Annotated in this window: 13 protein-coding genes and 1 pseudogene; 3 read left to right on the top strand and 11 right to left on the bottom strand. The window is 66.1% G+C overall.

What is annotated here, in order from left to right; genetic code table 11:
- Nucleotides 1-177: 177 nt before the first annotated feature.
- Nucleotides 178-1,214 (bottom strand): annotated as a pseudogene (locus tag KF707C_RS08110) (IS110 family transposase).
- A gap of 887 nt (nucleotides 1,215-2,101) precedes the next feature.
- Between KF707C_RS08110 and KF707C_RS30125 the strand changes: the two are divergent.
- Nucleotides 2,102-2,188, top strand: a complete 87-nt coding sequence (locus KF707C_RS30125; RefSeq protein WP_075751106.1) for a hypothetical protein — start codon at nucleotides 2,102-2,104, stop codon at nucleotides 2,186-2,188.
- A gap of 175 nt (nucleotides 2,189-2,363) precedes the next feature.
- Nucleotides 2,364-2,627, top strand: coding sequence for an IS66 family transposase (locus KF707C_RS30120; RefSeq protein ID WP_202967462.1), 264 nt, complete (start codon nucleotides 2,364-2,366; stop codon nucleotides 2,625-2,627).
- 401 nt (nucleotides 2,628-3,028) lie between these two features.
- Here the strand turns inward: KF707C_RS30120 and mobH are convergent, their stop codons facing one another.
- From mobH to KF707C_RS08080, 3 genes are all read right to left on the bottom strand, one after another.
- Nucleotides 3,029-4,855: a MobH family relaxase gene (gene mobH / locus KF707C_RS08090; protein ID WP_003451228.1), complete on the bottom strand. Its 1,827-nt coding sequence runs from the start codon at nucleotides 4,853-4,855 to the stop codon at nucleotides 3,029-3,031.
- Nucleotides 4,856-5,057: 202 nt separating this feature from the next.
- The gene (locus KF707C_RS08085) at nucleotides 5,058-5,978 is read right to left on the bottom strand and encodes a nucleotidyl transferase AbiEii/AbiGii toxin family protein (protein WP_003451230.1); all 921 of its coding nucleotides are present in this window, start codon (nucleotides 5,976-5,978) and stop codon (nucleotides 5,058-5,060) included.
- Nucleotides 5,971-6,729: a type IV toxin-antitoxin system AbiEi family antitoxin domain-containing protein gene (locus tag KF707C_RS08080; RefSeq protein ID WP_003451232.1), complete on the bottom strand. Its 759-nt coding sequence runs from the start codon at nucleotides 6,727-6,729 to the stop codon at nucleotides 5,971-5,973. The genes KF707C_RS08085 and KF707C_RS08080 overlap by 8 nt, the downstream gene beginning before the upstream one ends.
- A 223-nt stretch (nucleotides 6,730-6,952) precedes the next feature.
- Between KF707C_RS08080 and KF707C_RS08075 the strand changes: the two genes are divergently transcribed.
- Nucleotides 6,953-7,324 (top strand): DUF3742 family protein, encoded by a 372-nt coding sequence (locus tag KF707C_RS08075; protein WP_003292113.1) that lies wholly within the window; start codon nucleotides 6,953-6,955, stop codon nucleotides 7,322-7,324.
- Between the two features lie 7 nt (nucleotides 7,325-7,331).
- Here KF707C_RS08075 and KF707C_RS08070 read toward each other — a convergent pair whose 3' ends face one another.
- From KF707C_RS08070 to KF707C_RS08040, 7 genes are all read right to left on the bottom strand, one after another.
- Nucleotides 7,332-8,855, bottom strand: coding sequence for a conjugal transfer protein TraG N-terminal domain-containing protein (locus KF707C_RS08070; RefSeq protein ID WP_003451235.1), 1,524 nt, complete (start codon nucleotides 8,853-8,855; stop codon nucleotides 7,332-7,334).
- A 15-nt stretch (nucleotides 8,856-8,870) separates the two neighbouring features.
- Nucleotides 8,871-9,224 carry a hypothetical protein gene (locus KF707C_RS08065; RefSeq protein WP_003292115.1) on the bottom strand — a complete coding sequence of 118 codons (354 nt, stop codon included), beginning with the start codon at nucleotides 9,222-9,224 and terminating at the stop codon, nucleotides 8,871-8,873.
- A complete protein-coding gene (locus KF707C_RS08060; RefSeq protein WP_003451236.1) occupies nucleotides 9,221-10,627 on the bottom strand; it encodes an integrating conjugative element protein in 1,407 nt (468 codons plus the stop codon). Before KF707C_RS08060 ends, KF707C_RS08065 begins: the two co-directional genes overlap by 4 nt.
- Before the next feature lie 10 nt (nucleotides 10,628-10,637).
- Complete coding sequence (locus tag KF707C_RS08055; RefSeq protein ID WP_003451237.1) at nucleotides 10,638-11,582, bottom strand: TIGR03756 family integrating conjugative element protein; 945 nt, start codon at nucleotides 11,580-11,582, stop codon at nucleotides 10,638-10,640.
- Nucleotides 11,579-12,028, bottom strand: coding sequence for a TIGR03757 family integrating conjugative element protein (locus KF707C_RS08050; RefSeq protein WP_003451238.1), 450 nt, complete (start codon nucleotides 12,026-12,028; stop codon nucleotides 11,579-11,581). Before KF707C_RS08050 ends, KF707C_RS08055 begins: the two co-directional genes overlap by 4 nt.
- A 150-nt stretch (nucleotides 12,029-12,178) precedes the next feature.
- The gene (gene radC, locus KF707C_RS08045; protein WP_003451239.1) at nucleotides 12,179-12,673 is read right to left on the bottom strand and encodes a RadC family protein; all 495 of its coding nucleotides are present in this window, start codon (nucleotides 12,671-12,673) and stop codon (nucleotides 12,179-12,181) included.
- Nucleotides 12,674-12,868: 195 nt separating this feature from the next.
- The gene (locus tag KF707C_RS08040) at nucleotides 12,869-13,612 is read right to left on the bottom strand and encodes a DsbA family protein (RefSeq protein ID WP_003451240.1); all 744 of its coding nucleotides are present in this window, start codon (nucleotides 13,610-13,612) and stop codon (nucleotides 12,869-12,871) included.
- Nucleotides 13,613-13,615: the final 3 nt, after the last annotated feature.

The raw sequence follows: 13,615 nt of genomic DNA, 5'->3' as shown, positions 1-13,615 counted from the left end.
GTTTGGGCTGCCTCGCGCCACGATGAGAGTCGCGCCTGGTGATCCTGACAAGCCGGCGGCTTCGAAAGCCGTTTTTTATGTCAGGTTCTTCACCAAGCCGGTGGCCGTTCACGTCATCGGTTGTTCAGCATCGCAAAACCTGGAAGGGTGTTCCGTGGTACAGCTGTAATGGCCGGATCAGGCGGCGTAGACGACTGGCCCTGCTTCGAATTCCGAGTGGTTGGCAGCGATCGCCCAGGCGATTCGGGCGAACTTGTTGGCCAGGGCGCACACCACTACATTCGAGTGATTCGAGCGGCGTCGCTCTCGTAGCGAACGGACCCAGTCGGCCAGGGCGCCCTGCTGATGCTTCAGGCGCTGCGGCTAGACCCGGGCGCATTGCACTAGAAGTCGCCGCAAATTCTTGTCCCCTCGTTTGCTCATCCCCAGCAAATTGGCTCGACCGCCGGTGCTGTGCTGGCGGGGCACCAGCCCCACCGATGCCGCGAAATCACGGCTGCCGCCATACTGCTTGCCATCGCCATTTCGGCCGATAACAGGCTGGCCGTGATCGGGCCGACACAGGGAATCGTCAGCAAGCGACTCCCCAGGTCATCTTCCTCAAGCTGGGTGGTCATTTCCTTGTCCAGTGCCTTGATCTGTCCGTCCAGATAGCGTGAATGCTGATGCAGGCGCGTTAGGAGTGCGACCAGCCGAGGCGGCAGCTCATGCTCATCCAACGTGCTCGGCAGTCGTCTGACCAGCGATAGTCCCTTGGGCAGGCTGATGCCGAACTCAAGCAGGAAACCGTGGGCCTGGTTGGCCGTCTTGGTACGATCACGCACCAGCGAATCACGCATCCGGTGCAATACCGAAAGCGTTTGCCGGGCCTCGGTCTTGGGCGAGACGAAGCGCATGCTGGGCCGCGAGGCGGCTTCGCAGATCGCTTCGGCATCAATGAAGTCGTTCTTGTTGCCCTTGACGAAAGGACGCACGAACTGCGGCGAGATCAATTTCACTTGATGCCCGAGCGCCGTCAGTTGGCGCGCCATAAAGTGCGCTCCGGCGCAGGCTTCCATCACCACCGTGCAAGCCGGCAGGATGCCAAGCAATCGCATCATTTGCTGGCGTGTCGCTTTCGTGCGAAAGATCTTCCGGCCAGAACCGTCTTTTCCGTATAGATGAAAGCTTTGCTTGCCCGGATCAATCCCTACCAGTGCAACTGCGCTCGTGATGATGGCCTCCGAAATAAAACACCCTGCGAAAGTGTGCCCTCGGAGGGTGGGGATGACCATCTCATTAACCCGAATCTCGAACGCGCGGAACCCACCAGGCAGCAAAAGCCACCGATCTTCTCGGCATGCAGCCAACTACCCTGGCTGCTGCCCAGCTCCACGCTGATCCTCCGCGCCGTTTCGCAAACTACCGGTATCAGCCTGCATGCGCTTTTCATCCATGTATTCGAGCGTGCTGGACAGGCTGCTCGCGGCGACGGTCTTGCGGCTGCCGCCGCGTATCGACAGTAAGCGCCCCCCCCCTTTTGCTCGAACACCCCGCCCTGCATCCTGTGCTTTTCCAGTAGGGGATTTATATGGAAACGATGCACGCGCGCCGCGAGTCCTGGGCTCGGCATGTTCAGGCCTGGCAGGACAGCGGGCTGACGCAGTTGCTTATTGCCAGTAGCATGCGCTCAAACCCGAGGCACTGGCCTACTGGATCAGACGCAGCAAGCGGGCGGCCACGCCGCTTACCCTGGTGCCCGTGGCAGCGGCAGGGGTGTGGCTGCTGCAGGCATGCCAGTGGCTGGCGGTTGGCGTTGCCGGCGGACGTCGATGCAAGCTGGTTGGCCGGATTGCTGCGGGGGATGGTCTGACGCGAATGCCGGCCCAGGTTTGGCTGGTGGCCGACCGATCAACATGCGCTTGGGGATCGACGGGCTTTGGTGCACCTTCAGCAGGCCCTCGGGCGACCACCCTGCGATGGCACGACCTATGCCTTTCGCAATCGGCACGGCTCGCGGCTCAAGCTGTTGCAGTAGGACGGCACCGGTGTGTGGTTGGGTCAGCGCCGTCTGCATCAAGGCCGTTTTCGCTAGTTCCATGCCGCCGAATGCAGCGCCGCGCTGGTCAAGATCGGCGAAGACATCAGCGAGCAGCTCGACCTGATCCTGGCCAGGTCCTTCGTCCACCGGCACAGTCGCCCGCAATAAGCCTGCCGCCCGTGCGAAAGCATCAGCGCCGCGCCGGTTCCGCCAGCAGTGATCGAAGGCGGCATGGCCGCCCCTGACCTGACCGCCTGCCGCTCTACCGCCTCGAACAGATCGCTGCCCGTGACGGCGTCACCCTGCCCGTTCGGCCCTCGCCGAGTGAGTCGGGCGCTACGGCGTGGCCTTGAGCCCCCTGGTGGATCGGCTGCGCGCCTTATTGCTCCAACGCCAGGTGCTGCATGCCGATGAAACTCCCTCTGCAGCAACTCAATCCCGGCGAGGGGAAAACCAAACGCCCCTATCTCTGGGCCTACTCTGGGCCTACCGCAGCAACGACCTGGAGCCCAGTGACAGCCGAGGCCTTGCGGCGCATCGCCGATCTCTATGCCCTCGATTGGCGCGCCCCCGCACTCGACGCGGCCGTCCGGCAGCTGCTGCGTGAACAGAAAGCCCTGCCCAAACTGCAGGCCCTACACGACCGGCTGCAGCTACCGCGCCGCCGCCATCCAGAGCGTGCTGGCCACCACCAGACTGAACGGTCTCGAGCCCGGCGCCTGGCTCAAGGACACCCCGGGAAAAACTGCCCATCTGGCCCAACAGCCAGATCGAGGAGCTGTTGCCCCTCGGCGTCTCAACCTGAGTAACGATGGGACGGCTGGACGCTCACCTTTTTTCATAAGACGAGCCGAAAACGGGCACCTACCCACAGCATGGGTTCGCGGAGGCGGGCTTAACCGTGATCGGTTGCTAAATGGGGGGCGATGCCGCTCAGCATGCGCTTAATGCAGCTCACGACCTGCTCAACCTAGATTGCTAATTCCCGGCTTGGATAGGGGGCAGGTTTTACAGAGGGTTCGCGCTTGGTAAGAAGTCCTCATGCAGGAGCCGCAGGTATGGGTTGTCTGGCGGCGTCTCCTGGAACAGCGCATCCGGGCTGGCGAGCAGGTAGCCGTGCAGCCGGCGCGACTTGCGCGGCCCCGTGACTTCGCAGGTCCAGATGTTCAGCCCGCTCGGCTGCTTGCGGTGCTGTCCCAGCTTCTCGAAGCGCTTCTGTACCCACTGCCACCCCTCCAGCTTCTCCTGCTTGGCCAGCGCGGCGACTTGAAGGTACTCCTGCGCGTAGCGCTGGAACACGCCGGGGCTGACGAGGTAGGTCGTACCGGCGACGGTATGCACCAGGGCCTTGGCGTCGTTGATGATGAGCTTGCGCGTCTGGATGCTCTGACGCAGCCAGGCCATGAAGTGCGCCCCGGAGGGCTCCGCGCGATCCTGGGAAGGCGCGAGGCCCATCTGCGGCGGGGGCACGGTCGAAGGGGCCGGCTCGGGCTCGGCAACAGGGGAACTCGGGATCTCCGGTGCCGTGGGTGGAGCGGTGTCGCCCAGCAGGTCGAGCAGCGCGGCCACGCCGGTGTCCATGGCTGCGGATGCGACCGGCGCCGTGCTCGCGGATGCAGCTTCGATGCCTTCCGCGCGCGGCCCATCGGCCACCGCCGGCGCCTGCGGCGTCGGCTCCGCTTGTTCCTCTTCGACCTGCACACGGCCTGCGAACGGCGCCGGCCGGTCGGCGGCATCCCAGATCATCGCCGGCGAGAGTTTCAGGAAGGTGAAGGCGTGCGACCAGCCGGCCTCGCTGGTGACCGCAGCCTTCCAGATCGCCTTGCCATCCGGCGTCGGTTGCACGATGCCGTGATCCTGCAGCACGTTGAACACCGCCGTATTGCTCGCCGGGATGCCGTCGATGCCCTGCGACAGCAGATGTGCGCGTAGCTTGTCGGAGACGGTCTTGCTCACCAGCCACAGGGCGTCTTGGGTCAGCCAGCCGTCCGCCGGGCCGGCCTGGTTCAACTTGAATTCCTCCTTGAGCAGGTAGCGCAAGCCGTCGAGCAATTTGCGTTGCAGCGCATGCTTGGGTGCCGCCAGCGCCTTACTGGGATCGCCGCCGAGTTCCTGGGCGACCGATGCCTGGTCGGCCTGCACGACCAGTTCGCCGAGCGTGCCGGCGTGCTCGTACTGGCCGGCCAGCACGTACAGCAGCGCGGCCCAGAGGTCGGGATAGCCGCTGAGCCAGTCGAAGATGTCCCGATCGAGAAGGCGCGCGTAGAGCAGCCCGGTGGCGGCGCTGTGCAGGCGGTACTCGCGCTCCTTTCGGTAACGGAAGCGGTAGGGCTTTCGCAGCGGGCCGTGCCAGGGATGCCAGATGCTGCCGTCGGCATGTTCGACGTGCAGATCGACGGCAATCTTGCCGATGTCGTGCAGCAGGGCCGCGTAGGCCGTGCCTGCGGTCCAGGCTTCGGCCTGGGCCGCCTGTGCCTCCGGCGTGACGCCCGCAGGCAGCAGGTATGACTGCCGCAGCTTCAGCGCATAGGCGACGATCTCCAGGCCGTGGTCCAGCATGCCGCCCGGATAGGCGTGGTGGTGGTTCTCGGAGGCCGGGAACTGCTGGACCAACTCGGCGTAGCGCTCCAGTGGGGCGAGGTAGAGCGTGGCGAACTGCCGGCGCGAGAGCGATGTGCGCTGCCAGATGTGTTCCAGCAGTTTCTGCCGGCGCGGCGTGGCCAGCAGCGATGCGGCCGACTCCGGCCGCATCGACCCTTTCGGAGTTTCGATGGCGGAGGTGGGCGGTGTGCCGGCGGCGGGTGGCACCCTTTTGCGCTGGAACAGCGAGAGCATGGCGAACCCCGGATGACGGGCTGCTCGGGGCGCCTTTTGGCCTTTTCAGGATAGGGCCTTTCCCCTTGGCGCCCTTCCTTTGCCCCTTCCCAGCCCTTTGGCCTTTGTCGGAAGCCTTTGGGTATAGGGCCGCTGCTTCGTGGATGCCACGATGAATGCGGCATGGGGCAATCCCGGCAAGTGGGGCGCTGCGGGATGTTCGTCAGCTCTGGCCCAAGCCGGTGTCGAGGGCGGCGGATTGCGTTGCGAAGTCGTCGGGACGGCGCTTGCGGAAGGTTTCGAGATTGGCGAGCTTCCAGCGCAGTGCCGGCAGTTGCGCGGCGTGCTGGCACTGCACCAGCGACCAGTCCGGTTCTGCGCGCGCCAGCCCGCTCAGAAACTGCTTGTGCGCGGTGCTCAGTCGCTGTGGCAGCTCGCGCCGCATCCTGGCGCGAGCGTCGAGCAGTGTCTCCAGGGAGCAGTCCACTTCGGTCATGCCGACAAAGGCCCGCTCGTACTCGCCGGCGATGTCCTTGTCGTTGCCGAACAGCACTTCGTGGGGCGGCCGGTTGTGGCCCGCCAGATAGATCACGAAGCACTCGACCATGCCGTCGCTGATGTCGCCCGACTCAAAGAGCTGCCACACGTCGAACAGGTCGCGGGGGTGCTGCCGATCCAGCGCGGCCACCAGCTTGCTGGCGTACAGCTCGTCCGGTGCCAGAACCGGCAGCTCGAACTCGACGCCGAACAGATCGCTGGTCTTGGCGCTCAGCGGCCGCCGCTCGACGGGCAGCACGCTGCCTCGGAACACGACGTTGACCTCGATCTTCACCTGGCTGGCGTCGTTCTCGACGATCAGCTTGGTGTCTCCCAGGTCCTTGGCGCGAACCAGGCGTGTCTGCACGCCCAGTGGCGCAACGCGCGTGGCGATGGCGGCCAGCTCCTGGTTGATGGCTTGCAGCGCTTCTTCGCGCGGCGTCTGCCACGGGAGGTACACCACGTCGATGTCCACCGACAGACGCGGCATGTCCCGCACGAAGAGGTTGATGGCCGTGCCGCCCTTCATGGCGAAGATGTCGTTGGCGAACACGTCGGGCGCGACGGCCAGCAGCAGGCGAACGGTGTCCGCGTAGGTCTTATCCATGAGGTCTCAGGCTCAGCAAGGTGCCGTCATCGAGCCGGCTCATCCAGCGCGTGTTGCTGCCGGTGCGAACCGGGTACTGCTCCAGCAGGGCATCGACATCCACGAGGCTGGTCTCGCGCGCCCAGGTGAGGAACAGGCGCACGGCCTTCACGCTGGCGCAGCAAGACAGCAGTTGCCCGAGCAAGTCCTTGCGGGGGGAACGCAGTCCATCGAAGAGGTTGCGGGCCTCTTCGAGGCTCTGCTTGACGCCGGCTTCGTACAGCAGCTCCAGAACGGCACGCTCGGGGGCTGCCACCCGCAGATCCTCGGGCAGGCCAGGCGGCGTGGTCAGGGTCTTGCTGGCCAGCGTCGTGTCCGGCCAGTCGAACAGGCGGGCGTGGACGTAGCGGGCCGGAAAGCGCGAGGTGAACCAGGCCGGCAACGCGAAACGACCGTCGCCCCACAGCACCAGCGTCTCCCGGCTGCCCAGGTTGTGCCGCACACCCTGCAGGGCCAGGGCGCTCTTGCCGCCGACGTGCAGGCCGGGCACACGCTGTTGCAGGAACTTCAGCGCACCGTAGACCCCGAACTCATCGTTCGGGAAGGCATAGACGCCATGGGCCAGGCGCACGAGCCACCCGCCGTCGGCATAGTGGGCGGCGAGCTGGGGCGACACCCCGAACTGGCTCAGGGTGGCAAGGTCGAACGGCGCCCCACGGGAGAGTCCCGCCTGCAGTCGCTTGATTACCTGGTGCCGAGAATTTCGATCCATGTTATAAAAATAACACAGAATCCAATCGACCCCTAGAGCCATTGCAAGAACGTGCATGGAAAGTAGCATAAGGTTTGATTTGTTGTGCATAATCTAATCGACCTACGACCCGAGCCAACCCGGCTCTGCCGGGCGCAACCCGCCCTCCTGATCGCGGTCTATGCTGGAGGGCAGGCCACGACCGGCCGCTCCGCGAGGTGAGGCACCACTGAAGCCGAGGCATATGAGCATGACCGCCAACACGCACAACGGGCGCTGGAGCCACCGGCTGGGCCGGGGGGCTGGCCGTGCCTGGCGTGGATACCTGCGCCGCGAGCAGCGTGTCGCCGGCTGGCTGGTGACGCGCGGGGTGCCTGCGGGCGCGGCGACGGCGGTGCTCTGGATCGTCAAGCTCGCCGTGCTCGGTGCGCTGCTCTACTCCGCGTTCTGGCTGGCCCTGCTGCTCGCCTTTGCGGTGACTGCTGCATGGCTCGTGCAGCACGACGACCCTGATCAAGAGGAACCGCAACCCGAGTGGAGGGAAGGCCCCAACGGCTTCGGGCTTTATGACAAGAGCGACTGGCGCATCGACCCGCATGTGACCGACGACGACTGAACGGCGGTCACTTCTTCGATACGGCGCTCATTGCCATACCAGCGCCACGCCCCCCAGCGCCCTTGGCGTCCGAGGTGGCGGTGGACAACCCCTGCACGATATTTCCCGTGCGAACGCCTGCCCAAGCCAATGCCATGACCCAAAACGTCGGCAGCACGATGAACATCATCGCCATGACGAAGTTCAGCAACATGTCGCCAAAGGCGTTGTTCAAACCGATCAACGGATCGAAGTTCGTGTGCGGCCTGTCCGCGCCAAACCCCCAGCCGTAGAGCGCGTCCAGGATCGTGCTGTCGATCCAGCGCGCGAGCTGGAACCAGAAGTCCACGAAGAACAGCGCGAACTGGACGCAGCTCACCGTCACCACCGTCTTCAGGTCGTAGGTGCCGATCAGCAGCACCAGCGGGATGCAGATGACGAGCGCCATCTTGAGCATCGTCAGCACCATCGGCAGCGCCTGGCGCACCACGTCCATCGCGGGAAAGAAGGCCAGCGAGCCGACGGTCAACCCCAGGTCGCTTGCGCCGCGCGTGACAACGTTCGGCAGCGTCTTGTCGATCTGGCCACCGTAGTCGGTGTAGACGGCGCCCTGGTTCATCTTCTGCTGTCGCGGTGAGACCACGGCGCGGATCACCGAGTCATTGACCTCGCTCTGCGACAGGAAGCCCGCCCAGCGCCCGATGCGGGTCAGTAGGTCCGGGTCGACCTGTGCCAGCAGCCGGCTGCGCAGTCCCTGGCCGCCATCGGCCCACCACTGCCGGCAGGACGGATAGCCGCCGCCGCTGTCCACCTGTGCCAACCCTGCATCGCGGGTCGCGTCGTAGGGCCAGGCCGTGCGTGGGGTCTTGGCGCGATAGGTGTCATAGAAGCCGGGCGTGTCGAGGAAGTAACTCGACCCGATCCAGGTGACGTCGTTCATTTGCTCGTCGGAGAGCGTCGGCCGGTTCATGAACAGCTTGGCGCGCGACGGCCCGTAGCAGTCGTGCGTGAAGTCGGCGACCTCCTGTGCCAGCACCGGATCGTCGATGCGCGTGGCATCCACATCCATGCGAATCTGACGCAGGTCCGTGCCGCAGGGAATCGCCGCCACCGCGGAGCCCGTCACGGCTTTCGACAGCGCGTGCATGAAGAACCACCACACCGGCACCAGCGCGCTCTGGTCGTTGAGCGCCGTGTAGACGTTGGACCAGCCCGTGTCGTTGGGCAGCGGGACGTTGACCTGGCATTGCGCGGACCGCGTGGTGTCGAACTTGATCGTGGCGAGATCCACCGGGATGAACGGGATGCCGGCGAACAGGATGACCACGATCGCCACCCACACCCGGTTCTCGATGCGCATCGACGACAGCACGCCCTTGTTGCCCTCGTCCGCACCTTCGCTGCGGGCCTTGAGCCATTCCTGGATCACGATGGCCACGAACGGCAGCGCGAACACGCCGCTGGCCACGAGGATGCTCCAGATGCCGTTGTTGACCACCCAAGCCACCAGGGTCAGGTAATACTCCAGGTAGTCCGTGGTGTAGAGCGTCATGCCTGCCTCCCGGTCTCAGCCGTGCCGCAACAGTTGGCTGGCTTCCAGCGCGACCACGGCGATCACGGCCGCGATCTCCGTGCGCAGCAGGCGCTGATGCGTCTCGCGGGACGGCTCCCGCCGCAGCAGGCGCCGGCGCATCCACCACCAGCCGTAAGCCGTCGCTCCGTAGAGGCACAGACGCCACACGAAGAAGTGGCCGGCGTGCGCCTGCAGCCAGTGCTGCCAGCCCTCGACGCCGCCGACGACGTGGATGCCGGCGATGTTCACCGCCACCGCGGCGGCGACCACCAGCAAGGTCCACAGCAGCGCCACGCCGACGCGGCGGTTGAACAGCCATGGCAGCCGCAGCCAGGCGAGCCGGCTCATGGCGTACCGCTCCGCGGCTTCTGGACTTCCCGCAGACGGTCGCGCGTGGTGTCGCCCTCGAAGACGCCGCGCGAGCCGGCAGCGCGGGTACTGTGGCGCTGGATGATCGCCATCGCCGAGTTGCCGGCCAGCGTGCGGCGCAGCTCCAGCTCGGTCTTGAGGTTGTTGATCTCCTGCTCCAGCGCGCTGTTCTCCTGGTCCACCGCCTGCACGGCGAGCTCGTTGGCGGCGACGTTCGGCTCCTTCTTGCCGGTCAGCAACGTGCGTTGCAGCAGCAAGGCCTTCTCCAGCACGCTGGACAGCGCAGCCTCGGACGCGAGGCGCCGGCCCAGCACGTCCTGGTCGGGCTCGTCACGCAGGGCCTCGATCACGCCGCGGGTGATCGGCAGCGAGCTGCTGCCGGCCGCGTCGAGATTGGCCAGTGTCGTCGGCCGGGCGCCCGTCACCAGTTCCTGCAACACCTGCAGCTTGGTCTCGTACTCTTCCTGGATCACTGGCGTGAGCCCGACGCCAGGCGTGGTCTGGGTCTTCGTGCAGTTTTCGCAGGTGCGTTGCTCGCGTTCGCCCAGCACGCGGTTCGCAAAGGCCGCGGCCGCGCCAGGCGACGACCAGGTCTGGCAGGTCAGGCGGTTGCCGCAGGCGCTGCGCGCGATCGACGAGGTATCGGTGGCGCTGCGCCCGTTGAGCAGGTTGTAGCCCGCGCGCGTCACGTCGCCGACCACCTTGATCGAACTCTGGCCGGAGCCGCCCGCGTTGCCGCCGCCGACCCAGGGCACGCCGTTGTTCCCTTTGTTGGACTCGGCCTGCTCGATGGCGGAGACGGCATCGGTGCTGCTGACCGCATCCCGCAGCGCCATCCCTTCGGCGAGCTGGTCCCAGCCGGCCTGGCCGCCGGCCATGTCCGCCATACGATTGGCGATGGCGCGGCAGGTCATCTTCGAGCGGTCGAAATCCAGGCGCGCCTGCAGGATGCCGTTGGTGAGCAGGTTGTACAGGCCCGGGTCGGCGCGCTGGATGATGAGCGCCGGGAGTGACGCCACCGCGGCAGTGGCGTTCTGGATCACGTTGCTCATGATCGTCTGGAAGCCGTTGGTGATGCCGTTGAGCTGGTTCTGCAGTGTCGTGGTGATACTCATGTCGCCGCAGATCAGGTTGCTGTTCCAGCCGACGCCGACGCCGATGCTCTGCATGTTGCCGGCACCACCCATCGACACCGCCCGGCCGCCGCCGATGCTGTAGAGCACGTCGTCGCCGATCACGCTGCCGCTGACGTTCACGCCATTGGGGTCGATGCGGGTCTGCGCCCAGGCGACGCCGACGACCAGCGTGATGGCCGCCACGAGCAGCGTGGCCCGCAGGGGCGATTTCGCGCGGCGCAGGAAATCAGGGAGGGAGGCGTTCATCGTGGGTTCCTCACATGAAATCGACGCTGCCGAGGAAGACCAGGCCACGGCGCCGGCAGCAGGAGTACGGCCGCCACAAGGCCCAGGCGTAGTCGCCCTGCTGGGCCTGCACGCGGGTGCGGCTGTGCGGGAAGACCACGCAACTGTTCGAGAGCGTGGGCGTCAGCTCCTGCCACTTGCCCGTCGAGGCGTCGGTCTCCATCAGCGCGCCGGCTGGCCAGTAGCCGTCGCGGGCGTTGGCCAGCAGGGGCTGATACACGTGAATCTGGTTGCGGCGCGTCACGATGTCGCCCGCGCGCTGCGCGACCACGGCGCCGCTCTTGTGGTCGTCGGTCTGGTGCAGGAAGCCACCGCGGGGATACACGTTGCCCCAGAGGTTCAGGCCGGTGCGCGTACCGATTTCGCGCCGGCCGGGGATGAGCGCTTCGGGGTAGAACGCTTCCGGGATGTTGTAGCGCCAGGCGATCGTGTCGAGCGTGCTCAGCAGATACGGCATGAAGGCCGTGCCAGCGCCTTCGCAGGTGTAGCCGGAGGCGCTGGCGAACTGGCTGAACACCAGCCCGGCCGGATGGCCGATGACATCGGCGTTCTTGAACTTGGCGAGGTTGTTCTCGTTGTCGTGATTGGTCGTGCCGTCACCGCCAGCCTTGGCGGTCGGGTTGGGCATGCTCATCGCCCTGACCTCCAGCCACGGGTTTTCGCCGGTGTTCGAGTAGCTCGACACCACCGCATCGGGGACGTAGTGGCGCACCTTGACGGAGGTGCGAACCGAGCAGCCGAAGGGCGTGCAGTACAGCCAGTAGCAGATACCGACCACGCGGTATTCGAGGCAGTCGGGGGACAGCGCCGACGAGACGATGGTGGCGGTGTCCAGGGCGAACGTCGACGTGGCCGTGCTCAGCAGCAGCGAGGCGACGGTGGCGCGCAGGCGCCGGGATGCCAGCAGGAGGCTCATGGCTGCGTGCTCCGGTAGGCGTTGATGCGCGCGACGGCGCGGGGCACGTCGGGCTCGCCGTAGACCACGTAGCGTCGATCGACCACCACGGCGGGAATCTTGGCGATGCCCAGTCCCCAGGCATCCGCGACACCTTGGTAGGCGTGGCCGATGCGGCGTTGAAGGGCCTCGCCGCCGTCATGCAACCGCTGCCGCACCAGGGCTGCAGCCTGTTGCGGGTCGGCCGGTAGGTGCGCGGCGAGTTCGACCTCGATGCGCGTGGCCTGGTCCAGCTCGATGATCCGCACGCCGGCTGGAGCCTGCACCGGATGACGGCTGTCGGTGACGACGAGCACACCGGCGGCGGCCGCGATGGGAGCAAGCAGTGCGGCGCACAGCCCAGCGGCCAGCCTGGCAGTCAGGAGGCGCCGCGAGGCAGCAGGAAGGTTGAGGGAATGAGCCGGCATGTCGCGCCTCCGCAGAGTCGATGCAAGCTCGTAGTCGAGTGCAACGCAGATCAGGAAACGACAAAGAAACCGAAACCAGTCAGTCCCGATTTCCTGCGGACTGGCAAAAAAACGGGAGCCAAGGGCTCCCGTGGTGATGAATCGAATGCGCTACAACAAGCCAGCTTCGGCGAACGAGTACGGGCTGCCCTTGCCGACGATGAAGTGATCCAGTACCCGGACATCGACGGTGGCCAGGGCGCTCTTCAGCCGCTCGGTGATCGCACGATCAGCGGCCGAGGGCTCGGTGTTCCCCGAGGGGTGCTGATGCGCCAGGATCAGCGCCGCAGCGTTGAGCGCCAGCGCACGCTGGACCACCACCCTCGGATACACCGAAGTCTGGTCGACCGTGCCCTGGAACAGCGGCTCAAAGGCGAGCACCTGGTGCTGGTTGTCGAGAAACACGACGGCGAAGATTTCGTTCGGCTCCGTGACCAGTTTCAGGCGCAGGTAGTCGCGCACGGCGGCGGGACTGCCCAGCGCTGGACCGGCCTTGAACACGCGGTTCTCCAGCAAAGCGATGGCCTGCCGGATGATCCAGTCTTCGTGCTGGGCGGCGATCAGGGTGAGCGACTCCGGGCGGGAGTCGGCGATGACAAGAGACATGGCGAACCTCCAATGGATGAGATCGGAGGGCGCCTGCCCCTGGAGGGCAAACCCTCCTGGGGACGATGGGGATGGAACGGGTGACGAGCGGGCATCCACCACCGCCGATGCAGTGGCTGTTCGCGTCAAGGGATGCGATGCGAACGGGTTTCGATCAACGCGGACAAGCCGCGCCGCAGCCTTGAAGATCGATGGCTACCTGGGCATGTCACCGGCAACGCCGGCGGGCATGTCTGAGGAATGGGCGGGTTCGGCTGCGGTCGTGCTGCCGGCGGCGAGCAGGTCGATGGCAGACAGCAAGGCATCGCCTTCGACGGGACCGTGCAGCAGGAGCGTCTTGCCGGACTCGCGGTCGCGCAGTTGCAGGGCCGGCGTGGCCGCGATGCCCTGCTGTGCCGCTTCCGCCGCGTGGGAACGGATGATGGCGTCGGGGCGATCGCTGTCGAGACAAGCCTGCACGGCAGGCGTGAGGTCGGGATAGCGCAGGCCCTCCGGCAGGCCCTGGCCGTCGCCGCGGGTGTGCGCGTAGAGCCAGGCCACCGCCTGCCAGAACGTGGCATGTCCGCCGATCTCGCCCGCGCACTCGGCCAGGCGTGCCCCGGCAGTCGCGGCCGGCTCGTGCATGGACAGCGGCAGGTGGTGCCACCGCCAGCTCACCTCGGGATGGGCGTCTATCCAGCGCTTGAGCGTGGGGAAGTAGGCCCGACAGTACGGACACTCCAGGTCGGCGTAACCGACCACCGTGAAGCGGGCATCGGCACGGCCATACAGCCAGGGCGGGCCAGCCGGTTTCGACGCTTCGGACCCGGCGGCGGCCAGGGGCACGGGCTCGGTTGCCGGATGCGGCACGTGCAGCAGCATCCACGAGGCCACCGCAATCGTCACCACGATCAGCAGACCGATCCAGGGATGACGGCGGGCGAATGAAGGCATGCGCATCGT

Source organism: Pseudomonas furukawaii, from assembly GCF_002355475.1.
GTDB lineage: Bacteria > Pseudomonadota > Gammaproteobacteria > Pseudomonadales > Pseudomonadaceae > Metapseudomonas > Metapseudomonas furukawaii.
Note: the sequence above shows the minus strand (reverse complement) of the source record. Positions and strands in the feature narration are given on the sequence as shown.